Here is a 21,792-nt window from a genome sequence, read left to right as displayed (position 1 = left end):
ATCGCTGCGATGCGGCCCATTATTGAGAGCGGCCTGCGCCGCAGCAACGCAGAAAAGCGTCTAAGCAATTGCGGTTTGCGCGCTTGCCTGGCCTGACGAAAAGCGGCTCGACAGCAATGCAAACAAGGCCCGCAAGGATTGCGCTTCACCACCCTTGGGCCGGCCCGGGCGCGCCTCCTGGTTCCAGGCGAACAGATCCACATGCAGCCAGGGCGTGCCGGCGGGCACGAAGCGCTCCAGGAACAATGCCGCCGTGATGGCGCCCGCCAGCGGCGCGGTGGCCGCGTTGAGGGTGTCGGCGCTGGACGACTTCAGCATGCTGCGATAGGGCTGCCACAAGGGCAGGCGCCAGAGCGGGTCGGCCTCTTGCCGGGCATGGCCGGCCAGCTCGGCGGCCAGCGCCTCGTCGTTGCTGAAGAAGGCCGGCAGGTCCGGCCCCAGCGCCACGCGGGCCGCGCCGGTGAGCGTTGCCAGGTCGATGGCGATTGCCACCGGGCCGCTCACCGCCGCCAGCGCGTGGTGCAGCGCGTCGGCCAGCACCAGCCGGCCTTCGGCGTCGGTGTTCTCGATCTCCACCGTGCTGCCGTTGCCGGCGCGCAGCACGTCGCCCGGGCGCAGCGCACCGGCGCCCACGGCGTTCTCCACGGCAGGCACCACCAGCGTCAGGTGCAGCGGCAGGCGCGCCTGCATGACCAGGCCGGCCAGTGCGATGGCATGCGCCGCGCCGCCCATGTCCTTCTTCATCCAGCGCATGCCGGCCGGCGGCTTCAAATCCAGCCCGCCCGAGTCAAAGCAGACACCCTTGCCGACCAGCACCACACGCGGCGCGGCCGGGTCGCCCCACTGCAGCTCGGCCACGCGCGGCGCATCGGCGGCGGCGCGCCCTACGGCATGCACCAGCGGGAAGCCGGCATCAGGCAATGCATCGCCCACCCATTCACGAAAGCTCGCGCCGTGGCGCTGCGCCAGCGCCTGCACCTCGGCTGCCAGTTGGGTCGGGCCCAGCAGGTTGGCCGGGGCATCGACCAGCCGGCGCACCAGCCCTACTGCCGCCACCAACGGCTGCACCTGGTCCAGCACGGGCTGCGGCAGCACCAGTTGGGCGGTGGCCGCCGGCGGCGATCCCAGCGCCCAGCCAAGCGCAGACAGCAGTGCCTGCGGGCTGGCATCGGCCAGCCCGGGCCAGGCATAGCGGCCGGGCGGCAGCGCGGCGGGCAGGCCGGCAAGCTGCCACAGCGGCTGCTCCGGGTCTGCGCCCACCAGCACGCCCACCAGGGCGCCTTGTGCATCCGGCAGCAGTACGTGGCTGCCGGCCTGAGCGTCGAAGCCGCTGGCCCGCGCCCAGCGCGCCTGCACCGGCGGCGATTGCGCCAGCCAGCGATCCAGATCGGCCGGGCCGAGCAGATGCAGCGCTACTGCATCTTGCGGCGAGGTGGTGAAGCTGGAGAGATTCGATTCGGGCAGCGCAGGCATTACGCCGCTGCCACCAGGCGGATGCCCACATCGCCTTCGCGCTGCAGCTGCTCCACCAGCCCCAGCTCCCAGTCCAGATAGGTCTTGAAGCCCGCATCACGCGCGGCCAGGTCGGCGTGGTGGTAGGGGCTGAACCAGTAGTCGTCGTCGCCGGTCAGCACGCCTTCGGCGCCGCTGCCGGTGGCCAGACCCGCGGCCACCCAGGCCTGCGTGCCGCCGGCAATGGCGCGCACATCGCGGCCAGTGCGGGCTGCCAGTTCTGCCGCGACGCTGCGCGCCAGCACACCGTCGGGCGAGGTCAGCAGCACGGTCTGCGCGGCGGGCAGGTCGGCGGTGAAGGCCTGCAGGCGATCGGGCACGGCAAAGCGGGCGCCGGCCACGTGGCGGCGCTCGTAGGCGGCGCGGCGATCCACATCAAAGGCGACGGCGCTGCCGGCCTGCAGCAGCGCGGCGGCCTGCTGCGGCGAAACGACCGCTGCCGGCGCATGCGACTGCAGCACACGCACCGGCTCCGGGCCGGTGGCCAGCACGTGCAACGCGGGCGGCGCGTAGACAAAGACCTCGTGCCCGCCCAGTTGCGCCAGCCAGGCGCCGGTGGTCAGGGCGCGCACGCCGTCCCAGTCGGCCAGCACGATGCGGGCGCGGCGGCTGGCGGCGTATTCGTCGGTGGCCTGCACCAACTGGCCGCCAGGCGCCCAGCGCCAGCCTTCGAGGTGGCCGCCTTCGTATTCGGCGCGGGTGCGCACGTCGAACTTGTAGAGCGTGCGCTCGCCAGTGCTGGCTTCTTCGAACAGCGCCAGCTCCACGGCGTCGATGCGGCGCACGCCGGCACGCGCGGCCACCGCCTCTGCGCGTTCGCGGGCGCTGGCCAGGGCTTGCGCGCCGGGCTCGGGCGGCGGCACGACGCGGCCATGCGCCAGCGCGCGGCCGGCCAGCAGCCAGGCCATGGTGCCGTCCTTGAGCGAGGCCACGCGGTTGGGGATGCCGGCGTCGATCAAGGTCTGCGCGCCGACGATGCTGCGGGTGCGGCCGGCGCAGTTGACGACCACGAAGGTCTCGGGATCGGGTGCGATCTCGCCAATGCGGTAGACCAGTTCAGCGCCCGGCAGGCTGTGCGCAAAGGGCAGGCTGAAGTCAGCAAACTCTTCAGGTGTGCGGCTGTCGACCACGACGATGTTGTCGCCGCGCTCCACGCGCTGCTGCAGCTCTTCGGTGTCGATCCAGGGCGTGTGCTTCTCGACCTCGATCACTTCGCCAAAGGCCTTGCTGGGTACGTTGCTGCCGCTGAAGATCTCGAAGCCCGCAGCCTCCCAGCCATCGGTGCCGCCGGCCAGCACCGAGACATTGCGCCAGCCCAGGCGCACCAGCTTGGCGGCCGCCTGGTGCGCCAGGGATTCGTCATGGTCGACCAGCACCACGCGCGTACCACGGCGCGGCACCAGCCGGTCGATCAGCAGCTCCAGCCGCCACAGCGGCGCCGATGTCGCAAACAGGATGTGGCGGTGCACGAAGACACCGGTTTCGCGCACGTCGAGCACGGCGATTTCCTCGCCATCGGCCAGCGCGGTTTTGAGGGCCTGCGGCGTGAGCGCGGCATGGCGGATGTGGGCCGGTGGCGCGAAGTGCCGGTAGCTGCCGCCCTCGCGCCCCTCAAACACCACGCGCTGCGTGAGGCGCTCCAGCGCCAGACCGTAGAAGTGCAGGTGCAGGCCGGGCTGGTCGCCAATCAATTCGATGGTGTGCACGTCGGTGGGCGACAGCACGATGGCGCTGCCGGATGCAACGTCTACCGTGCGCTGCTCCACCAGCCGGTCGCGCAGCGGGTCGGCCGTGGCCTCGCGCTGGTAGACCACGTTGCGCTCGTTGCCGGCAATGCCCGCGATGATGGCCCAGGTGGTGTGGTCGTGCGGCGGCTGGGCCTTGCCCGGCAGGCCGGCGGACACATAAAGCGCAAAGCGGCCATCGCCCTCTTCCGCCAGGCGGTAGACCTGGGCCGGGCGATCCGCCGACACCGGGAAGTGTGCGGCCGGGAACAGCTCGCTGCGCTGGCCCAGGCGCACCAGCGCCTGCGACACCTTCTGCAGGCCGTCGGCCCCGCGCGAGGCCAGCAGCGTGCGCGCCTCGCGCAGGAAGGACTCCACCGCATGGCTGCGGCGGCTGGCGATGTCGTTGCCGGTGGTGTCGGGGGAGAGGTCGGTATGGCTCATGGCGCGAATCATTGGGGTGGCGGGGCTGGGGCACAGCGTAGGCAGCACCGGGCAGGCAAACAAGGAATCTTTTCTCCTATGCATATCCGAAGCCATTCCTTGGCCGTGCGCGGCCGGCGCAGCAGCATCCGGGCCCATGGCTGCTTCTGCAGCGACCCACGATTGCCTTGTTCATGCGTTTCTCTTTCCCGCTCCGTTCCTTTGTCGCCTTGCTGGCCGCGTGCGCGCTGCACGCCACCGCCGCGCCGGCGGACGATGCCGCCGCCTATCCGTCCAAGCCGGTGCGCATCATCGTGCCGGTCGCCGCTGGCGGCAGCGCGGACAAGCTCACGCGGCTGGTGGCCGACCAGCTTGGCATCTTGTGGAAGCAGCCGGTGGTGGTCGAGAACGTGGCCGGCGCCAGCGGCACCATTGGCGCGGCGCGTGTGGCCAAGGCCCCGGCCGACGGCTACACGCTGATGGAGCAGGGCGAGGGCCTGACGCTCAACGCCATCCTCTACCGCCACCTGTCTTTCGATACCGACACCGCCTTCGTGCCGGTGATCAAGGCCGTGGTCAACCCGCAGATCCTGGTGGTCAACCCGCAGACCGACCTGCGCAGCTTTGCCGACTACCTGGCGCGCGCCAAGGCCCAGCCCGAAAGCATCAGCCTGGGCCTGCCCGGCAATGGCGGCATCGCCCACGTGGCACACGAGCTGATCGCGCAGCAGACCGGCGCCAAGGTCAACTACATCCCCTACCCCGGCGGCGGCCCGGCCACCATCGACGTGCTGGCCGGCCACACCAATGCCACACTGATCACCCTGGCCGCCGTGACCGAGTACGTGCGTGCCGGCAAGCTGCGCGCGCTGGCCGTGACCACGCCCTACCGCTCGCCCGCCCTGCCCGACGTGCCGACCATGGCCGAGGCCGGCCTGCCGGGCTTCTCGGTAGAGAGCTGGCAGGGCTTCTTCGCGCCGGCCGGCACGCCGCCCGCGGTGGTGGACAAGATCAACCGCAGCATCCAGACCGTGCTGCAGCAGCCCGAGATACGCGCCCGGCTGGAAGACATGGGCTTCAAGGTGGCCGGCGGCAGCCCGGCCGACCTGGCCGCCAGCCTGCGCAATGAGCGGCCGCGTTACAGCAAAGCCATCCTCACAGCTGGAATATCTTTGAAGTGACCCCCGTTGCTTGCTCACTTCGTGTAGCCGCCTCCCCCCTGTAGGGGGCAACACCAGTGGCCCGGCAAAGCCGGTTCCACGGTGTTCCTGGGTTAACAGCCCCATTCCGCTTCATGCGCGGCCCAAGCATCAAGCAACGTTTTTCGCATAAGAAAACAACAATTTATTTGTTGGAGGAATAAGCTGCGCGCCGAATAATCGTTTTCCGAATAGCCGCACCGGACGACGATCCTTCTTCCTCATGAACTTCCAGCAACTGCGCTCCGTGCGCGAAACCGTGCGCTGCGGCTTCAACCTGACCGAGGTGGCGCTGGCGCTGCACACCTCGCAGCCCGGCGTCAGCCGCCAGATCCGTGAGCTGGAAGAGGAGTTGGGCATCACCCTGTTCGTCCGCGCCGGCAAGCGCCTGACCGGCCTGACCGAGCCCGGCGCGCATGTGCTGCCCATCGTCGAACGCATCCTGCAAGACAGCCGCAACCTGCGCACCGCGAGCCAGGAGTTCGTGGCGCAGCAGCGCGGCCAGTTGTCGATTGCGGCCACCCACTCGCAGGCGCGCTATGCGCTGCCTACGGCTGTGCAGGAGTTCCGTGCCCGCTTCCCCGAGGTGCGGCTGAACCTGCACCAGGGCTCGCCGCGCCAGGTGGCCGAGATGCTGCTGGCCGGCGAGGCCGACGTCGGCATTGCCACCGAGGCGCTGGACGGCTACGAGATGCTGGTGGCCCTGCCCTGCTACCGCTGGACCCACTCGGTGATCGTGCCGCGCGGCCATGCGCTGGAGCAGGGCCCGCTCACGCTGGAGCGGCTGACGCAGTTCCCGCTGATCACCTATGACGCCGGCTTTACCGGCCGCACCCGCATCGACGACGCTTTTGCCCACCAGGGCCTGACGCCGGAGATCGTGCTGTCGGCCATGGACGCCGACGTGATCAAGACCTATGTGGCGCTGGGCCTGGGCGTGGGCATCGTCGCCTCCATCGCCTACGAGGAAGAGCGCGACACCGGCCTGGCGGCGCTGGACGCGGGCCGGCTGTTTGGCATCAACCTGACCAAGCTCGCGGTACGGCGCGGCGCCTACCTGCGCGGCTATGTCTACGCCTTCATCGAATCCTTCGCGCCAACCCTGGCGCGCAGCGTGGTGGAGCGTGCGCTGGCGGACGATGCGCCTGGTGCGCAATATGAAATTTAGCTCTCCCCCAGGCTACGCGCTTCGCGTCTTCGCCAACCCCCTTCCGGGGGCAACACCTGTGGACTGGCGGAGCCAGATCCACGGTGTTCTTGGGTTTGGGTCGTGCTATGCGTAGGCCCTGGCCGCCAGGGCTGCGGCCAGCACTTCTGCGGGGTCTACCAATACCAGGTCTGTGACGTGGCCGGGCAGGGCCAGCGGGATCTCGGTGCAGCCCATGATGATGGCGCTGCCGGGGTGGCGGCTGGCGGTGGCAAGGGCCACGCTGGTGAAGCACTCGCGCGCCAGCGCCAGGTCGCCGGCCTTCACGCCGTCGTAGATGCCGCGCATCACCGTGGCGCGCTCGTCCGGCGTGGGGCGGTGGCAGGTCACGCCGGCGTGCTGCAAGGCGGCGTCGTACAGGCCCGTGCCGTAGGTGCCTTCAGTGGCCAGCAACACGGCCTCGCGCACGCCGCGCGCTGCCAGGTGGGCGGCGGTTTCGTTGGCGATGTGCAGCAGTTCTATTTGTGGGAAGCGCGCCTGCAGCGGCGCATGCCAGGCATGCGCGGTGTTGCAGGCAATGGCGACGGCGCGCGCGCCCAGCGCGGCCAGGCGGCCCAGGGCCATCAGCATCGGGTCCAGTGGCTGGTGCGCGCCGGGCGTGGTGTCAGCCAGCGCGCGGCTGCGGTCCGGCACCGGCACCTGGGCCAGCCAGTGCTCGGGAAAGCCCTGGTCGTTGACCGGCAGGCCCAACTGCTCCATGCGCCGGGTGCAGGCCAGCACAAACAGGCGCGCAAAGTCCGCGCCCGCCGCCGGGCCCATGCCGCCCAGGATGCCCACGACCTCAGGATGAACTGTCTGTATGGCGCTCACCTCAATGCTCCGCCAGCAACGCACGCGGCACCAAGACACAGGCGGCCGCGGGGCAGGCCAAGCGCGGACATCCGCGGAACCGGCTCCGCCGGTCCGCAGGATGTGCCCCCGGCGAGGGGGTGGGCGGCCACACGCAGTGGGCAAGCCTGGGGGTGAACTTCTTCACTGCGCGGGTTTATCGCTGTTGGCGCTGAGGTTGGCGCGCAGCTCGGCGCTCATGGGCACCTTCAGCGCCACGTTGCGCGGCGGTATGGGTTGCAGGAACCACTTGTCGTAGAGCTTCTCGAAGCTGCCCGACTTCATCATGCCGTTGATGACGCCATCGACCACCGCCTTGAAGGGTGCGTCGTCCAGGCGCAGCATGCAGGCGTAGGGCTCGACCTGCAGCGCGTCGCCGGTGACTTCGTAGTCGTCCGGGCTCTTGGCGTTGGCCTTCAGGCCGTAGAGCAGGATGTCGTCCATGCCAAAGGCCAGCGCGCGGCCGGTTTCCACCAGCAGGAAGGCGTCTGCGTGGTCCTTGCCATAGACGAACTGCATGCCCAGCTTTTTCTCGGCGTCGTACTTGCGCAGCACCTGCAGGTTGGTGGTGCCGGTGGTGGTGGAGATGGGCTTGCCGGCCAGGTCGGCGTAGTTCTTCACGCCAGAGGATTTCTTGGTCAGCAGGCGCGTGCCGGTATAGAAGTAATTGGTGGCAAAGCCCACTTCCTTGCCGCGCGCCGCGTTGTTGGTGGTGGAGCCGCATTCCAGGTCGACCGTGCCGTTCTGCACCAGCGGGATGCGGTTCTGCGAGGTCACCGGCTGCCATTCGACCTTGATGTCGGGCTTGCCGAGCTGCTTGCGCACCGCGTCGACCACGGCGTTGGAGATATCGACCGCGAAGCCGATCGGCTGGCCCTGCCCCTGCACGTAGCTGAAGGGCACCGACGATTCGCGGTAGGCCAACGTGATCTTGCCGGACTCGGCGATCTTGGAGAGCGTGTCGGCCTGGGCCACGCCTGCGGCCAGCAGCAGTACAGCGGCCATCGATGCGGAGAGCTTCATGGGAACCTTTCGGAATGAAAAGAAGGAACTAGCAAGTTCCGGGGCAGTTTAGAAAGCCGGAACCCTGCCGACGCATGCTTTCCTTGTGCAAGGCCATGCCGAAAAGTCATGGGTTTTCCACCGCCATGGACCGCCCGACACAGGCCAGCGGCCGGCCATAACCGGGCGGCATGGGCCGGCGCCGCAGTGGCATGCGCCGCCCGGCACAGCGCGCCTACAGTGGCCGCATGCCCTCCCAACCCATGCACATCTGCGTGCTCGGCGCCGGCATTGCCGGCCTGGCCACCGCCTACACCTTGCAACGCCAGGGCCACCAGGTCACGCTGCTGGACCGCGCCGCACCCGGCCAGGGCGCCAGCGGCGGCAACGGCGCGCAGCTGAGCTATTCCTACGTGCAGCCGCTGGCCGACCCGGGCCTGTGGCGCCAACTGCCCAAGCTGCTGCTGGCGGCCGATTCACCGCTCAAGCTGCGCCCCCGGCTAGACCCGCAGCAGTGGCGCTGGGCGCTGCAGTTTCTGGCCGCCTGCAACAGCGCCGATTCGCGCGAGACCACGGCGCAGTTGCTGGCGCTGGCGGCCCAGAGCCGCGCCGGCTTCGAGGCCATGCGCGCCGACCTGCAGCCCGATTGCGACTTCAGCGCCCAGGGCAAGCTGGTGCTCTACAACAGCGCGGCTGCACTGGCCGGCGCCGAGCGCCAACTGGCGCTGCAGCAGACGCTGGGCAGCGCGCCGCAGCGCATCGTCACGCCGGCCGAATGCCTGGCGATAGAGCCGGCGCTGGAAGGCTACCGCCACGGCATCGCCGGCGCGGTCTACACGCCCAGCGAATGCGCGGCCGATTGCCTGAAGGTGTGCCAGGCGCTGGCCGCCGCCTTGCAGCAGCGCGGCGCAAAGCTGCTCACCAACACCGAGGTGCTGGGCCTGGAAGTACGCGGCGGCCGCGCCGTAGCGGTACGCACGGCGCAAGGCCCGTTGCAGGCCGACCGCTTTGTGCTGGCGCTGGGCAGCGCCTCGGCCCGCCTGGCACGGCCGCTGGGCGTGCGCGTGCCGGTCTACCCGCTCAAGGGCTACAGCCTGACGCTGGAGCTGGGCGCGCAGGGCCCGGCCGGCCCGCAGGTCAGCGTGACCGACAGCCCGCGCAAGGTGGTGTTCGCCCGCATCGGCTCGCGCCTGCGCGTGGCCGGCATGGCCGAGATCATTGGCCACGACGCCGGCATTCCGCCGGCGCGCATCGCCACGCTGCGGCAGGCCACGCAGGCCGTGTTCCCGCAACTGGCCGGCACGGCCGAGCTGCAGCACTGGACCGGCATGCGCCCGGCCACCCCCACCGGCCGCCCCCTGCTGGGCCGCCTGCCGGGCGCGCCTGAGGGGCTGCTGTTCAACACCGGGCACGGGGCTTTGGGCTTTACGCTGGCGTTTGGCAGTGCGGAGCGGCTAGCCAAGATGTTGTGACCCCCAGGCTGCGCGCCTTCGCCAACCCCCTGCCCGGCAAAGCCGGTTCCGCGAATGTCCTGGCATGGCCTGCTCCGCGGCCTTTGGTGTCTTGTGGCGCGGGCGCTGCCGGCGATAAATTGCCGCCGTGGAAATTTGAATAAAAAGTCCTGATTAGGTACCTGCCTCAGACTGACTTGAATTCTGGCTGGGATGTTTGATACTGGATTTATGTCCAGTTATCTGCGAGGCATCCCATGTCCATGAACCTCATCCAGTTCCAGCCCGGCCTGTCGCTGCTGCAGTTCCACGAGCGCTATGGCAACGAGGAGCAGTGCGAGAGCGCTCTCTTTGCCTCCCGCTGGCCCCAGGGCTGGCGTTGCGCGCACTGCGGATGTTCACGCTCGTTTTAAACGCGCAATGGCCATGGGCGCCAGCTGTGGGAGTGCCTGATCTGTGGCTACCAGTCCTCCAGCATCGTCGGCACGGTGTTTGAGCACACCAAGCTGCCTCTGCGGGTGTGGTTTCTGGCGATGTATCTGATGACCCAGCACAAGAACTCCATCAGCGCGCTGGCCTTGGGGCGCCAACTGGGCGTGAGTTACAAGACGGCCTGGCTGGTCAAGCACAAGCTCATGCAGACCATGCTGTTGCGCGAGGCGCCGCGGCGTCTGGATGAGCGGGTGGAGATTGATGACGCCTATCTGGGCGGCGAGCGTGCCGGCCATATCCACGGCGGGCGCGGGGCCTGGCGCAAGTCAGCCTTTGTGGCAGCGGTGCAGACCGATACCGAAGGCCATCCGAGGTTTATGCGCCTGAGTCCCGTTGCAGCCTTCACGAACGAGGCGCTCAAGGTCTGGGCCACAGAGAGCCTGGCTCCCACGGCCCACGTGGTCTCCGATGGCTTGCGCAGCTTTGCGCAGGTGCGCCAGATCGGCGCTACCCACGAGCGCTACGTGACCGGTGGCGGACGGGAGGCGGCTAAGAAGCCCGAACTGCGCTGGGTCAACACGATGCTAGGCAATCTGAAGACCGCGCTGGCGGGTACCTACCACTCGTTTGATCATGCCAAGTATGCGGCGCGCTATCTGGCGGAGTTTGCGTATCGATTCAACCGCCGCTTTGATCTCTCCTCCATGCCTGCTCGCTTGCTGCGCGCCGCTGTTACTACCAAGCCCCAGCCTCTGCTCATCCTCCGCATGTCTGAGGCAGGTACCTAATCAGGTAAAAAGTGGCTCTAGCCCAATACCGACCTGGGCTTCTAGCTATACATTTTGAAGGACACTAAGCCACATCCTTCAGCGCCTGCTGCATGGCCCGGGCAATCGCCCGCACCGCGACCGAGTCCGGCTTGTCGGCCTGGCGCAGCACGCGGATGGGCACGGGGATGTGGGGCTCCAGGCGCAGCACGTCGACCTTCTCGCGGTCGGCCGAGCAGGCGGTGCAGCCGTCCACCAGCGCCACGCCCAGGCCGTGGTGGGCCATCGACAGCGCGGCGTGGTAGGTCTGCACGGTTACCACGGCCTGTAGGCCCACGCCGGCGTCGCGGCAGGCCTGGTTCAGGCTGATGCCGACCGGGTCGCGCGCGTCCAGCGCCACGGCGGGCAGCTCGGCGATGTCGTCCAGCGCCACCCAGCCGCGCCGCACCAGGCGCGCTGGCAGCATGCCCTTGGGCGCGATGCAGACGATGCGGCTCTCGGCCAGGGCCTCTTGCGTGAGCGATGGGTGCGCGGCCGGGCTGAAGACAAAGCCGACATCGGCCTCGCGCAGCAGCAGCGCCGACATGATCTGCGGCGAGTGCAGCGCCTCGACCCGGATGGCGATGCCCGCATGCTGCTGGCGGAACAGGTGCAGCGCGCGCGGCAGTACCTCGTAGCTCAGCGCCAGCACGGTGAGGATGCGCAGCTCGCCCGCGTCCTGCGCGGTGCGCAGGTTCTCGGCCAGGCGCTGCACCTCGTCCAGTTGGGCAAACAGGCGCTCGATGTGCGGGTAGAGCGTGAGCGCCTCGGTGGTCGGCACCAGACGCCCGCGCGTGCGCTGGAACAGCGGGAAGCCCAGCTGCAGCTCGGCATGCTGCAAGGTGCGGCTGACCGCCGGCTGGGTAACGTTGATGAGCCGCGCCGCCGCGCTGACGCTGCCCGTCAGCATGATGGCGTTGAAGACTTCGATGTGGCGCAGGCGCATGGCTCAGGACGCGTCGCGTTTCATGCGCTCGCTCTTCCAATACACGTCATCACCGCCATCCACGCGGTTGAGCACGCGTGCCAGCACAAACAGCAGATCCGACAGGCGATTGAGGTAGCGGCGCGGCGCATCGCGCACCGCATCCACATGGCCCAGCGCCACCACGGCGCGCTCGGCACGCCGCGCCACGGTGCGGCAGACATGGGCCTGCGATGCGGCGCGCGTGCCCGCAGGCAGGATGAATTCGGCCAGCCGTGGCAGCGCAGCGTTGTGCGCGGCCAGGGCCTCGTCCAGCTGCAGCAGTGCGGCATCTTTCAGCAGCTCGAAGCCGGGGATGGACAGCTCGCCGCCCAGGTCGAACAGGTGGTGCTGCACATCCACCAGCAGCGTGCGCACGGCCTCCGGCAGCGGCTCGCACAGCAGCAGGCCGATGTGGGAATTGAGCTCGTCCACATCGCCCATGGCCTGCACGCGCAAGTGGTCCTTGGGCACACGGCTGTTGTCGCCGAGGCCGGTGGTGCCGTCGTCGCCGGTGCGGGTGGCGATCTGGGTGAGTCGGTTGCCCATGGTCTGTGTCGCGGAGGAAGAGAAAAGGTGAGCGGCTGACTGTAGCGGGACTGGCGTTACCCCGGGCACGTGGATGTTTCCAAGGCAAGCCAAATGTCAGCGCGGCAACACCCGGCAAAAGGGCTGGCCCTGGCCGGCCATGCAGGGTCGAATGCAGCTTGCATCCACTCTTGAAAGACCGCTACATGATCTCTGTGCCAACGCAAGTTCCCGCCCGCGCTGCCCGCCGCCGCTACACCCCGGCCGGCTTCGACACCCGCAGCGTGATGCTGTTTGCCGGCCTGGCGCTGGGCGCCGCGCTGGCCGCCCATGCCCAGGCCACGCCCGATGGCAGCCCGGCCGCAGCCCCGCCGGCCGTGTCGGCGGCCGCAGCCGGCAAACCCGACGTGCCCGCCATCTTTGCCCGCGCCGACGCCAACCACGACGGCCAGCTGAGCCGCATCGAGGCCGAGCGCCTGCCCGACGTGGCACGCAACTTCGACCGCGTCGACAGCAACCACGACGGCTCGATCTCCCTGGCCGAGCTGCGCTCCGCCACCGGCAATTGACCGGCCAAGCGCCGCGCGGGGCGGCGCTCCCAGGGCAAACCCTGTCATTTGGAATATGCCTGTATGGTAAATTTTTCCAATGCCAAGCCCTGCTCCACAACGCGCCCGGCGCAGCCACGCCGAGCGCAGCCGTGAAACCCAAGACCACCTGATAGACACCGCCATCGGCGTGATCCAGGACAAGAGCTTCCAGGGCGCGACGATTTTTGAGATTGCCAAGTCCGCCGGCATGACGCCCGGCGCGCTGCAGCACCACTTCAGCTCCAAGGCGGTGCTGATGATGCGGGTGGTAGACCGCCTGACCGAGCTCGGCGCGGCCAGCGGCGGCATCTGGCCCGACGCCAGCGGCCCGTTGGCCGAACGCGCCCAGGCCCTGGTGCGCACCGCCTGGGAGCGCATCTACGAGCCGCCGCGCTTTCTGGCCGCGTGGAACGTGTACTTCGGCTGCAGCACCGACGAGGCCGTGCGCGACTACATCGCCGACAAGCGCCTGGCGCTGCAGCAGGGCCTGCGCACGCGCTTTCACGCCAGCTTCCCCGAACTGGCCGGCCGCCCCGACGCCGACGCCTTCATCGACATGGTCTTCACCACGCTGCGCGGCCTGGGCCTGCTGCGGCTGTTTGGCCCGCAGGCTGCGGAATGCGAGGCGCAACTCGCCGCCCTGGCACAGACCATCGTGCAGCGTTGCCAGGCCGACTGAGATTCCACCAACGGAGACAAACGATGACGACATTAACCGCCCTGCGGCGCGGCGGAATCGCCGCGGCCTGCGCCCTTGCAGCCCTGAGCGCATCGGCCCAGACACCGCCTTACCCCGACCCGCACAAGATCATCCAGATCATCGCCATGCAGCCGCCCGGCAGCTCTTCCGAGACCATGGCGCGCAGCTGGGCGGAATGCGCGGCGCGGCAACTGGGGCAGCCGGTGACCGTGCAGAACAAGCCCGGCGCCAACGGCGTGCTGGCGGTGCGCTACCTGGAGAGCCAGCCGCGCGACGGCTACACGGTGATGTTCATAGGCATGTCGCAGATGGCCATCACGCCCTACATCTTCAAGAAGCCGCCGTACGACCCGCTGAAGGACTTCGACGGCATCGCGCTGCTGAGCAGCACCCCGATGATCCTCACGGCCAGCCCCGGCTCGGGCATTCGCAGCCTGGCCGACCTGGCCCGCGTGGCGCGCGAGACCAAGGGCCAGCTCAACTTCGCCTCGCCCGGCAACGGCAGCCCGGCGCACCTGCTGACCACGGCGCTGGCCGACAAGCTGGGCGCGCCCATGACCCACGTGCCCTTCGTTGGCGAGGCCGCCGGCATGACCAGCCTGATGGGCAACCAGGTGCAGCTGATGACGCTGGTGCTGGGCACCGCCATCCCGCAGGTCAAGGCCGGCAAGATCGTGCCGCTGGCGGTGCTGGCGCCGCAACGCTCGGCGCTGCTGCCGGATGTGCCGGCGCTGGCCGAGCTGATGGACTTCAAGGACCTGGAGCGCCCGGCCTGGGGCGCGCTGGTGGCCGCCGCCGGCACGCCGCGCCCGGTGATCGACCGCCTCAACGCCGTCACCCAGCAATGCATGGCCGACCCGGCCCTGCGCGAGCGCTTTGCCGGCATGAACATCAGCACCGTCACCTCGACCCCCGAAGACGTGAAGCTCTGGGCCGCGCGCGACACGCAGGTCTGGCGCCCGCTGATCGAGAAGCTCGGGCTGGTCACGCAGTGAGCGTGGCGCTGGCAGACGACACGCTTCTCTTGCATGGCCTGCGCGGCCGGCGCGAAGGCGGCGTGGCGGTGTTTCGCGGCATTCCCTATGCCCAGGCACCGACCGGCGCGCGCCGCTTTGCCGCGCCCGAGCCGGCGGGCCTGCCTGAAGGCGCGCACGACGCGCGGGCCTTTGGCCCAATCCCGCCACAGCCGCCGCGCCCCGGCGGCGCCCGCAGCGCGCAAGCGAGCATTGGCAACTGCCTGAACCTCAATATCTGGACGCCCGACCCCGCCGCGCGCGGCCTGCCGGTGCTGCTGTGGCTGCCCGGCGGCGGCTTTGTGCGTGCCGATGCCGGCCAGGACTGGTACGAGGGCGCGGGCTTTGCGCGCCAGGGCATCGTGTTTGTGTCGGTCAACTACCGCGTCGGCGTGGACGGTTTTGCCGCGCTGGACGGCGCGCCCGCCAACCGTGGCCTGCTGGACCAGATCGCCGCGCTGCAATGGGTGCAGCGCCACATCCAGCACTTTGGCGGCGACCCGGCGCAGGTCACGCTGGCCGGGCATTCGGCCGGCGCGGGCTCGGTGGCCTGCCTGCTGGGCCTGCCGCAGGCGCGCGGGCTGTTTCGCCGCGCCATATTGCAAAGCCCCAGCGTGGCCACGCTGGACACGGCCCAGGCCGGGCGCCTGGGCGCCGAGCTGGCCGCGCTGCTGGGCGTGCCGGCCACGCGCGCCGCCTTTGCCGCCCTGCCGCTGGCCGAGCTGCTGCGCGGCGTGGAGCAACTGTTGGCGCGCGGCATGCCCGAGCGCGACTGCGCGGCCTTTTGCATGGCCTCGCCCTTTCGCCCCACGGTGGACGGCACGCTGCTGCGCGCGCCGGTGCTGCAGCAACTGGCGCAGGCCGCGCCACAACTGCAGGGCATGGATGTACTGGTCGGCTCGAACGACGAAGAAATGCGCTTCTACCTGGCGCCAGACAACCGCATGGCCCAGGTCAGCGAGGCCGCGCTGGATAGCTTCTGCCGCGCCACCGGCCTGCCGCCCGCGCTGGCCGCCGCCTACCCCGGCAGTGCCGGCGAGCGGCTGTGCGCGCTGCAGTCTGATTACTACTACCGCCTGCCCGCGCTGCGCATAGCCGAGCTGTGCGCCAGCGCCGGCCTGCGCAGCTTCCACTACCGCTTTGGCTGGCGCTCGGACGCCTGCGGCGGCCGCATGGGCGCGGCCCATGCGCTGGAGGCGCCCTTTGTCTTCAACACCCTGGCCAGCAACACCGCACGCGGCCTGGCCGGCAGCGCGCCGCCTGCGGCGCTGGCGCAGCAAATGCACGCCGCCTGGGGCCGCTTCGTGCGTGAAGGCACGCCGGGCTGGGCGCCCTTCCAGGCCGGCCAGCGCCACACCGAACGACTCGGAGCCACCGCCGGCAGCGCGGACATCGCCCTGCCGCTGGCTGCGCCAGCGCAGTGGAGTGCTATCTTTCCCTCCCCCGGAGACCCCACATGAACGCCCCCACCACCGCTACCCACCTGTTGCCCACCATCGCCCAGCGCGCGGTGCCCGCCGCCATGCTCGATGCCCTGGCCGCGCGCTTTGGCGCGCAATGCTCCACGGCCCAGGCCGTGCGCGAGCAGCACGGCCGCGACGAATCCTCCTTCCAGGCGCCGCCGCCCGCCGCCGTGGTGTTTGCCGAAAGCACGCAGGACGTGGCCGATGCGCTGCGCATTGCCGACGCGCACGCGGTGCCAGTGATCGCCTTTGGCAGCGGCTCGTCGCTGGAAGGCCATCTGCTGGCGGTGCAGGGCGGCATCAGCGTGGACGTATCGCGCATGAACCGCATCCTGCGGCTCGATGCAGACGACCTCACGGTGACGGTGCAGCCCGGCATCACGCGCAAGCAGCTCAACGAGCAGATCAAGGACAGCGGCCTGTTCTTCCCGATAGACCCGGGCGCCGACGCCTCGCTGGGCGGCATGGCTGCCACGCGCGCCAGCGGCACCAACGCCGTGCGCTACGGCACCATGCGCGAGAACGTGCTGGCGCTGGAGGTGGTGAGCGCCAGCGGCGAGGTACTGCGCACCGGCACGCGCGCACGCAAGTCGGCCGCAGGCTATGACCTCACGCGCCTGTTCGTGGGCAGCGAAGGCACGCTGGGCATCATCACCGAGGTCACGCTGCGCCTGTACCCGCTGCCTGAAGCGGTGTCGGCCGCGATCTGTTCCTTCCCCAGCATCGAGGCCGCCGTGCGCGCCACCATCCAGACCATCCAGATCGGCGTGCCGATCGCGCGGGTGGAGCTGATCGACGCCAACACCGTGCGCATGGTCAACACGCATTCCAAGACCACGCTGCGCGAAGAGCCCATGCTGCTGATGGAATTCCACGGCACGCCCGCCAGCGTGAAGGAGCAGGCCGAGACGGTGCAAGACATCGCCGGTGAATTCGGCGGCAACGCCTTTGAATGGGCCAGCACGCCCGAGGAACGCACCCGCCTCTGGACCGCGCGCCACAACGCCTACTTTGCGGCGATCCAGTCGCGCCCGGGCTGCCGCGCCATCTCCACCGACACCTGCGTGCCGATCTCGCGCCTGGCCGATTGCCTGCTGGATTCCGTGGCCGAGGCCGACGCCAGCGGCATCCCCTACTTTTTGGTCGGCCACGTGGGCGACGGCAACTTCCACTTCGGCTACTTGATCGACCCCGACAGCGCCGAAGAACGCGCCACCGCCGAGCGCCTGAACCACACCCTGGTCGAGCGCGCGCTGCGCCTGGAAGGCACCTGCACCGGCGAACACGGCGTGGGCCTGCACAAGATGGGCTTTCTGGTGGACGAAGCCGGCGCGGGTGCCATCGACATGATGCGCACCATCAAGCGCGCGATGGACCCGAAGAACATCCTCAATCCGGGGAAGATCTTTTCGCTGTAGGGCGGGTGTGCCGGGCCCTCCATGATGGCCCGTTCAATGCTCGGCGCCGGCGTAGACCCACATGGGCTCTGTCTTGCCGGCCCGCGCGCCCGGTAGAGGCCGGGCGCCCTCCCACAAAACACGTGTCAATTTGTTTTTATTCGTATACGATATTCGAAACACCTCCTGAAACCACCGCATGCTCCCCTGGCAATCCCTCACCACCGCACCCAGCCAACTGGCGGCCGTGCGCGATACCTCGCTGGCCAAGCTGGTGCGGGAAGACGTGCTGGGGCTGATCCTGCGGGGTGAACTGCCGGCGGGGGCGCGCATCAACGAGCCCGATGTGGCGGCGCGGCTGGGGATTTCGCGGGTGCCCGTGCGCGAGGCGCTGCGCGAGCTGGAGAGCTCGGGCCTGGTGGTGGCGCGCAAGCATTCGGGCGTGTTCGTGCGCGAGCTGCCCGCGGCCGAGATCCGCGGGCTGTATGAATTGCGCGCGCTGCTCGACGGCTATGCCGGGCGCCGCGCCGCGCAACTGGAGCCGGCCCGCCGCACGGCGCTGGCCGACACGCTGGATGCATCCATCGCGCTGATGCAGGACGCCGCCGACGCGCCCGACGTGCCGCGCTACTACGCCGAGAACCTGCGCTTTCACTGGCTGATGGTGGAGGCCGCAGGCAACGCGCCGCTGGCCGACACCTACCGTGGCGTGGTGCAGAAGCTGCACCTCACGCGGCTCAAGAACCTGTCGCAGGACATGGGCATGCAGGCCTCGATTGCCGAGCACCGCGCCATTGCCGCGGCGCTGCGCGCCGGCGACGACGCGCTGTGCGAGACGCTGCTGGCCGCCCACGTCCGGGGCGCCCACGAAAGACTGCCCCGCGCTGGCTGAGCGCCGGCCCCCCCGCGCAGGCGCCGTGCCCTGCGCTCGTTCCGCATCCAGTTCATCACCCAAGGAGAGACTCATGCAACGACGTACCCTGCTCCAGGCCGCACCGGCCTTGCTGTCCCCGGCGCTGGCGGGCCTGCCCGGCCTGGCCGAGGCGCAAAGCGCCTTCCCCGACAAGATGCTGCGCTACATCGTGCCGGTATCGGCCGGCGGCGGCAGCGACCTGGTCGGCCGCACGGTGACCGAGCGCTGGGGCCGCGCGCTGGGCCAGGGCTTCGTGGTGGAGAACCAGGGCGGTGGCGGCGGCATCATTGCCAGCCAGAACACGGCCAAATCCGCGCCCGACGGCTACACGCTGATGCAGGGCTACGTCGCCACCCACGGCACCAGCCCGGCCACGCGCAAGGTTCCCTATGACGCGGTGAAGGACTTCACCCCGATCGGCATGATCGGCGCCACGCCCAACGTGCTGGTGATCGACCCCAAGCTGCCGGTGCAGAACTTCAAGGAATTTGTCGCCTACCTGCAGGCCAACAAGGGCAAGGTCAGCTACGGCTCGGCCGGCGCCGGCTCGCTCACCCACCTGACCATGGAGCTGCTGGCGCAGCAGTTGGGCACGCCCATGGTCCACATCCCCTACCGTGGCATTGCCCCGGCCTTGACCGATGCCATGGGCGGCCAGACGCAGGCGGTGTTCCCCGGCCTGGCGGCGGCCCTGCAGCACATCCGCGCCGGCCGCGTGCGCGCCTTGGCCGTGACCGGCAATGTGCGCGCGGCGCAGATCAAGGACGTGCCCACGCTGGATGAGCTGGGCCTGAAAAATTTCGACGCCATGCAGTGGTACGGCGTGGTCGGCCCGGCCGGCATCCCGGCCGACATCGTGCAAAAGCTCAACAGCAGCTTGAACAGCGTGCTGAAGGCGCCCGACATGCGCGAGAAGCTGTCCACCGAAGCGGTAGAGCCCATGCCCATGAGCGCAGCCGAGTTCGGCGTGTACATCCAAAAAGACATCGCGCGCTGGACGCAACTGGCGCGCGCCCAAAACATTTCTCTGGACTGATTTTTTCACCATGGCACGCAACACCCAGGTCGACGCCGACCACAACGCCCCGCCCATCACCCGCATCCTGGCCGAGTACGTCGCGAACCACCCTTCGCGCGGCTGGAGCGATGCGGTGGACCACGAGGCGCACCGCACCTTCCTCAACTGGCTGGGCTGCGCCGTGGGCGCGGCGCACCACGAGGCGGCCAACGCCGCGCTGGCCGCCGTCCAGGTGCTGCAGCCGGCGCCGCAGGCCAGCATTGCCGGGCGCGCAGAGAAGGTCGACATCGCCAGCGCGGCGCTGATCAACGGCATTACCTCGCACACCTTTGATTTCGACGACACGCACCTCAAAACCATCATCCACCCGGCCGGGCCGGTGGCGTCTGCGCTGCTGGCGCTGGCCGAGCACACCGGCGCCTCGGGCCGGCAAGTGATAGACGCGCTGGTGCTGGGCATAGACGTGGCCTGCCGCGCCGGCAACATGGTCTACCCCGAGCACTACGACCGTGGCTGGCACATCACCGGCACCACCGGCGTGCTGGGCGCGGCCGCCGGCTGCGCGCGCCTGCTGGGCCTGAACGCCGACCAGACGCAGATGGCGCTGGGCATTGCGGCCTCGCAGCCGGTGGGCTTGCGCGAGCAGTTCGGCACCATGACCAAGCCCTTCCACCCGGGCGCGGCGGCGCGTGCGGGCCTGATGTCGGCCTTGCTGGCGCAGCAGGGCTTTACCGCCAGCCTGCGCGCACTGGAGGCGCCACGCGGCTTTGCCCAGGTGGTCTCCACCAAGCACGCGTGGAACGAGATCACCGACGAGCTGGGCCAGCGCTTCGAGATCTCCTTCAACAGCTACAAGCCCTTTGCCTGCGGCATCGTGATCCACCCCAGCATCGACGCCTGCGTGCAGCTGCGCGAACAGGGCGTGACGGCCGAGCAGGTCGAGCGCATCGAGCTGAAAGTGCATTCGCTGGTGCTTGAACTCACCGGCAAGAAGGAGCCCGCCGACGGCCTGGCCGCCAAGTTCAGCGTCTACCACGGCTGCGCCGCCGGCCTGCTGTTTGGCAAGGCCACCGAAGACGAATACGCCGACGACATCGTCACCCGCGCCGACGTGGTCGCGCTGCGCCGCAAGGTCGTGGCCACGGTCAACGACGGCATCGACGAGGCCAGCGCCGACGTCACCGCCGTGCTCACCAACGGCCGGCGCGTGCAGGTCTTTATCAAGCACGCCATTGGCTCGCTGCAGCGGCCCATGAGCGACGCCGACCTGGTGGCCAAGTTCAGCGGCATGTCCGATGCCATCCTGGGCACCGAGCGCACGGCGCAGTTGATAGACGCCTGCTGGCAACTGGGCAGCGCGGCCGATGTGCGCGGCCTGGCAGCGCTGACGCGGCCATGAGCGCCACGGCACGCGCGCGCATCGTCGTCCTGGACGACTGGGAGCGCGCACTGCAACGCCTGGCCGACTGGAGCCAGATCGAGGCACTGGCCGACGTCACCGTGCACCACGCGCCGCTGCAGGGCGATGCCTTGCAGCGCGCGCTGCAGTACGCCGACGCCGTGGTGCTGATGCGCGACCGCACGCCCTTCGACGCCGCGCTGCTGGCGCGCCTGCCGCAGCTGCGCTACCTGGTCTTTACCGGCACGCGCAACACCCGGCTCGACCTGGCCGCGCTGCAGGCGCGCAACATCCCGGTCAGCCACACCGGCTGGGGCCCGTCCAAGGACAGCACCTGCGAAATGGCCTGGGCGCTGATCCTGGCCGCCACGCGGCAGCTGGAGGCGCAATCGGCACGCCTGCGCGCCGGCCACTGGCGCGACCCGGCCGGCGGCCCGCTGCCGGGCGTGCTGCACGGCCAGCGCCTGGGCCTGATCGGCCTGGGCGAGATCGGTGGGCGCGTGGCGCGCATCGGCAAGGCCTTTGGCATGGAAGTGGTGGCCTGGAGCCCGCGCATGACGGCCGAGCGCGCGGCCGAGCACGGTGCGCAGTTTTTGCCGCTGGAGGAACTGCTGGAGACCTCGCAAGTGGTCAGCCTGCACCTGGTGCCCACACCGCAAACACGCAATCTGCTGAACGCCGAGCGCCTGGCGCTGATGCGCCCGGGCAGCCTGCTGGTGAACACCTCGCGCTCGGCCCTGGTCAACCATGCCGCGCTGGCCGAAGCGCTGGCCTGGGGCCGCCCCGGCGCCGCCGCGCTCGATGTGTTCGACGCCGAGCCCCTGGCCGCAGACGACCCACTGCGCCAGGCCCCCAACCTGCTGCTGACACCGCACATGGGCTTTGTCAGCGAGCCAGTGTTCCAGCGCTTTGCCGACGACACCGCCGAGTGCCTGCTGGCCTGGCTGCAGCAGCAGGCGCTGCCGCGGCAGGTGCCGGTGCTGTGAGAATCGCCTTCTATCGCTATTGATTACAAAGCTATATGCCTTGGCATCCAGATGATTTAAGGGGCGGCTGTAGTACTAAGTTCAAACCTCAAAGGCCCAGTTCATCTTCGGATGGCTGGGCCTTTCTTTGATGTGCTCCATTCCAAGTATGCAGCGCCATGGGCATGACGGCCGAACAGTCACCGTCGGGCGGTACCACTAACCAGGCGCAGCAGCAACTGGTGCCGCCAAGCCAAG

18 protein-coding genes and 1 pseudogene are annotated in these 21,792 nt (G+C 69.4%); 13 read left to right on the top strand and 6 right to left on the bottom strand.

Annotated features, from left to right (window positions below; translation table 11 throughout):
- Positions 1–60: 60 nt before the first annotated feature.
- Both AAFF27_01035 and AAFF27_01030 read right to left on the bottom strand, forming a co-directional pair.
- Entirely contained in the window at positions 61–1,473 is a 1,413-nt protein-coding gene (locus tag AAFF27_01035; protein XAH23801.1) for a leucyl aminopeptidase family protein, read from the bottom strand.
- The gene (locus AAFF27_01030; GenBank protein ID XAH23800.1) at positions 1,473–3,680 is read right to left on the bottom strand and encodes a rhodanese-like domain-containing protein; all 2,208 of its coding nucleotides are present in this window, start codon (positions 3,678–3,680) and stop codon (positions 1,473–1,475) included. The genes AAFF27_01035 and AAFF27_01030 overlap by 1 nt, the downstream gene beginning before the upstream one ends.
- Before the next feature lie 173 nt (positions 3,681–3,853).
- Here AAFF27_01030 and AAFF27_01025 point away from each other — a divergent pair, with 173 nt between their 5' ends.
- Complete coding sequence (locus tag AAFF27_01025; GenBank protein XAH23799.1) at positions 3,854–4,840, top strand: tripartite tricarboxylate transporter substrate binding protein; 987 nt, start codon at positions 3,854–3,856, stop codon at positions 4,838–4,840.
- Positions 4,841–5,081: 241 nt separating this feature from the next.
- On the top strand, positions 5,082–6,026 hold the full coding sequence (locus AAFF27_01020) for a CysB family HTH-type transcriptional regulator (protein ID XAH23798.1): 945 nt from the start codon (positions 5,082–5,084) through the stop codon (positions 6,024–6,026).
- Between the two features lie 105 nt (positions 6,027–6,131).
- Here AAFF27_01020 and AAFF27_01015 read toward each other — a convergent pair whose 3' ends face one another.
- Together AAFF27_01015 and AAFF27_01010 are read right to left on the bottom strand one after the other, a co-directional pair.
- Positions 6,132–6,875, bottom strand: coding sequence for an amino acid racemase (locus AAFF27_01015; protein ID XAH23797.1), 744 nt, complete (start codon positions 6,873–6,875; stop codon positions 6,132–6,134).
- A gap of 162 nt (positions 6,876–7,037) precedes the next feature.
- Complete coding sequence (locus AAFF27_01010) at positions 7,038–7,916, bottom strand: transporter substrate-binding domain-containing protein (protein ID XAH23796.1); 879 nt, start codon at positions 7,914–7,916, stop codon at positions 7,038–7,040.
- A gap of 242 nt (positions 7,917–8,158) precedes the next feature.
- Here AAFF27_01010 and AAFF27_01005 point away from each other — a divergent pair, with 242 nt between their 5' ends.
- The gene (locus AAFF27_01005) at positions 8,159–9,367 is read left to right on the top strand and encodes a D-amino acid dehydrogenase (GenBank protein XAH26354.1); all 1,209 of its coding nucleotides are present in this window, start codon (positions 8,159–8,161) and stop codon (positions 9,365–9,367) included.
- Positions 9,368–9,603: 236 nt separating this feature from the next.
- Positions 9,604–10,566: pseudogene (locus tag AAFF27_01000) on the top strand (IS1595 family transposase).
- A gap of 64 nt (positions 10,567–10,630) precedes the next feature.
- Here the strand turns inward: AAFF27_01000 and AAFF27_00995 are convergent.
- Both AAFF27_00995 and AAFF27_00990 read right to left on the bottom strand, forming a co-directional pair.
- Positions 10,631–11,530: a LysR substrate-binding domain-containing protein gene (locus AAFF27_00995; protein ID XAH23795.1), complete on the bottom strand. Its 900-nt coding sequence runs from the start codon at positions 11,528–11,530 to the stop codon at positions 10,631–10,633.
- A 3-nt stretch (positions 11,531–11,533) separates the two neighbouring features.
- Positions 11,534–12,097, bottom strand: a complete 564-nt coding sequence (locus AAFF27_00990; GenBank protein XAH23794.1) for a cob(I)yrinic acid a,c-diamide adenosyltransferase — start codon at positions 12,095–12,097, stop codon at positions 11,534–11,536.
- Between the two features lie 185 nt (positions 12,098–12,282).
- On the opposite strand from AAFF27_00990, the gene AAFF27_00985 reads away from it, so the two are divergent.
- The 9 genes from AAFF27_00985 (at position 12,283) to AAFF27_00945 (ending at position 21,555) form a co-directional block, all read left to right on the top strand.
- On the top strand, positions 12,283–12,645 hold the full coding sequence (locus AAFF27_00985; GenBank protein XAH23793.1) for an EF-hand domain-containing protein: 363 nt from the start codon (positions 12,283–12,285) through the stop codon (positions 12,643–12,645).
- Positions 12,646–12,724: 79 nt separating this feature from the next.
- A complete protein-coding gene (locus tag AAFF27_00980; GenBank protein ID XAH23792.1) occupies positions 12,725–13,345 on the top strand; it encodes a TetR/AcrR family transcriptional regulator in 621 nt (206 codons plus the stop codon).
- Between the two features lie 23 nt (positions 13,346–13,368).
- A complete protein-coding gene (locus AAFF27_00975) occupies positions 13,369–14,361 on the top strand; it encodes a tripartite tricarboxylate transporter substrate binding protein (protein ID XAH23791.1) in 993 nt (330 codons plus the stop codon).
- Positions 14,358–15,839 (top strand): carboxylesterase family protein, encoded by a 1,482-nt coding sequence (locus AAFF27_00970; GenBank protein ID XAH23790.1) that lies wholly within the window; start codon positions 14,358–14,360, stop codon positions 15,837–15,839. The genes AAFF27_00975 and AAFF27_00970 overlap by 4 nt, the downstream gene beginning before the upstream one ends.
- The gene (locus AAFF27_00965; protein ID XAH23789.1) at positions 15,836–17,260 is read left to right on the top strand and encodes an FAD-linked oxidase C-terminal domain-containing protein; all 1,425 of its coding nucleotides are present in this window, start codon (positions 15,836–15,838) and stop codon (positions 17,258–17,260) included. The genes AAFF27_00970 and AAFF27_00965 overlap by 4 nt, the downstream gene beginning before the upstream one ends.
- 178 nt (positions 17,261–17,438) lie before the next feature.
- Entirely contained in the window at positions 17,439–18,131 is a 693-nt protein-coding gene (locus tag AAFF27_00960; GenBank protein XAH23788.1) for an FCD domain-containing protein, read from the top strand.
- Positions 18,132–18,204: 73 nt separating this feature from the next.
- Complete coding sequence (locus tag AAFF27_00955; GenBank protein XAH23787.1) at positions 18,205–19,188, top strand: tripartite tricarboxylate transporter substrate binding protein; 984 nt, start codon at positions 18,205–18,207, stop codon at positions 19,186–19,188.
- 10 nt (positions 19,189–19,198) lie between these two features.
- Positions 19,199–20,569 (top strand): MmgE/PrpD family protein, encoded by a 1,371-nt coding sequence (locus AAFF27_00950; GenBank protein ID XAH23786.1) that lies wholly within the window; start codon positions 19,199–19,201, stop codon positions 20,567–20,569.
- Positions 20,566–21,555: a D-2-hydroxyacid dehydrogenase family protein gene (locus tag AAFF27_00945; GenBank protein XAH23785.1), complete on the top strand. Its 990-nt coding sequence runs from the start codon at positions 20,566–20,568 to the stop codon at positions 21,553–21,555. The genes AAFF27_00950 and AAFF27_00945 overlap by 4 nt, the downstream gene beginning before the upstream one ends.
- Positions 21,556–21,792: the final 237 nt, after the last annotated feature.

The organism is Xylophilus sp. GW821-FHT01B05 (genome assembly GCA_038961845.1).
GTDB lineage: Bacteria > Pseudomonadota > Gammaproteobacteria > Burkholderiales > Burkholderiaceae_C > Xylophilus.
This window is presented reverse-complemented; position numbering and strand designations above follow the sequence as displayed.

What these genes read in the sequence shown, in the direction of transcription:
- AAFF27_01035 (XAH23801.1), bottom strand. Translation starts at nt 1,473, where the DNA reads ATGCCTGCGCTGCCCGAATCGAATCTCTCCAGCTTCACCACCTCGCCG.
- AAFF27_01030 (XAH23800.1), bottom strand. Translation starts at nt 3,680, where the DNA reads ATGAGCCATACCGACCTCTCCCCCGACACCACCGGCAACGACATCGCC.
- AAFF27_01025 (XAH23799.1), top strand. Translation starts at nt 3,854, where the DNA reads ATGCGTTTCTCTTTCCCGCTCCGTTCCTTTGTCGCCTTGCTGGCCGCG.
- AAFF27_01020 (XAH23798.1), top strand. Translation starts at nt 5,082, where the DNA reads ATGAACTTCCAGCAACTGCGCTCCGTGCGCGAAACCGTGCGCTGCGGC.
- AAFF27_01010 (XAH23796.1), bottom strand. Translation starts at nt 7,916, where the DNA reads ATGAAGCTCTCCGCATCGATGGCCGCTGTACTGCTGCTGGCCGCAGGC.
- AAFF27_01005 (XAH26354.1), top strand. Translation starts at nt 8,159, where the DNA reads ATGCACATCTGCGTGCTCGGCGCCGGCATTGCCGGCCTGGCCACCGCC.
- AAFF27_00995 (XAH23795.1), bottom strand. Translation starts at nt 11,530, where the DNA reads ATGCGCCTGCGCCACATCGAAGTCTTCAACGCCATCATGCTGACGGGC.
- AAFF27_00990 (XAH23794.1), bottom strand. Translation starts at nt 12,097, where the DNA reads ATGGGCAACCGACTCACCCAGATCGCCACCCGCACCGGCGACGACGGC.
- AAFF27_00985 (XAH23793.1), top strand. Translation starts at nt 12,283, where the DNA reads ATGATCTCTGTGCCAACGCAAGTTCCCGCCCGCGCTGCCCGCCGCCGC.
- AAFF27_00980 (XAH23792.1), top strand. Translation starts at nt 12,725, where the DNA reads ATGCCAAGCCCTGCTCCACAACGCGCCCGGCGCAGCCACGCCGAGCGC.
- AAFF27_00975 (XAH23791.1), top strand. Translation starts at nt 13,369, where the DNA reads ATGACGACATTAACCGCCCTGCGGCGCGGCGGAATCGCCGCGGCCTGC.
- AAFF27_00965 (XAH23789.1), top strand. Translation starts at nt 15,836, where the DNA reads ATGAACGCCCCCACCACCGCTACCCACCTGTTGCCCACCATCGCCCAG.
- AAFF27_00960 (XAH23788.1), top strand. Translation starts at nt 17,439, where the DNA reads ATGCTCCCCTGGCAATCCCTCACCACCGCACCCAGCCAACTGGCGGCC.
- AAFF27_00955 (XAH23787.1), top strand. Translation starts at nt 18,205, where the DNA reads ATGCAACGACGTACCCTGCTCCAGGCCGCACCGGCCTTGCTGTCCCCG.
- AAFF27_00950 (XAH23786.1), top strand. Translation starts at nt 19,199, where the DNA reads ATGGCACGCAACACCCAGGTCGACGCCGACCACAACGCCCCGCCCATC.
- AAFF27_00945 (XAH23785.1), top strand. Translation starts at nt 20,566, where the DNA reads ATGAGCGCCACGGCACGCGCGCGCATCGTCGTCCTGGACGACTGGGAG.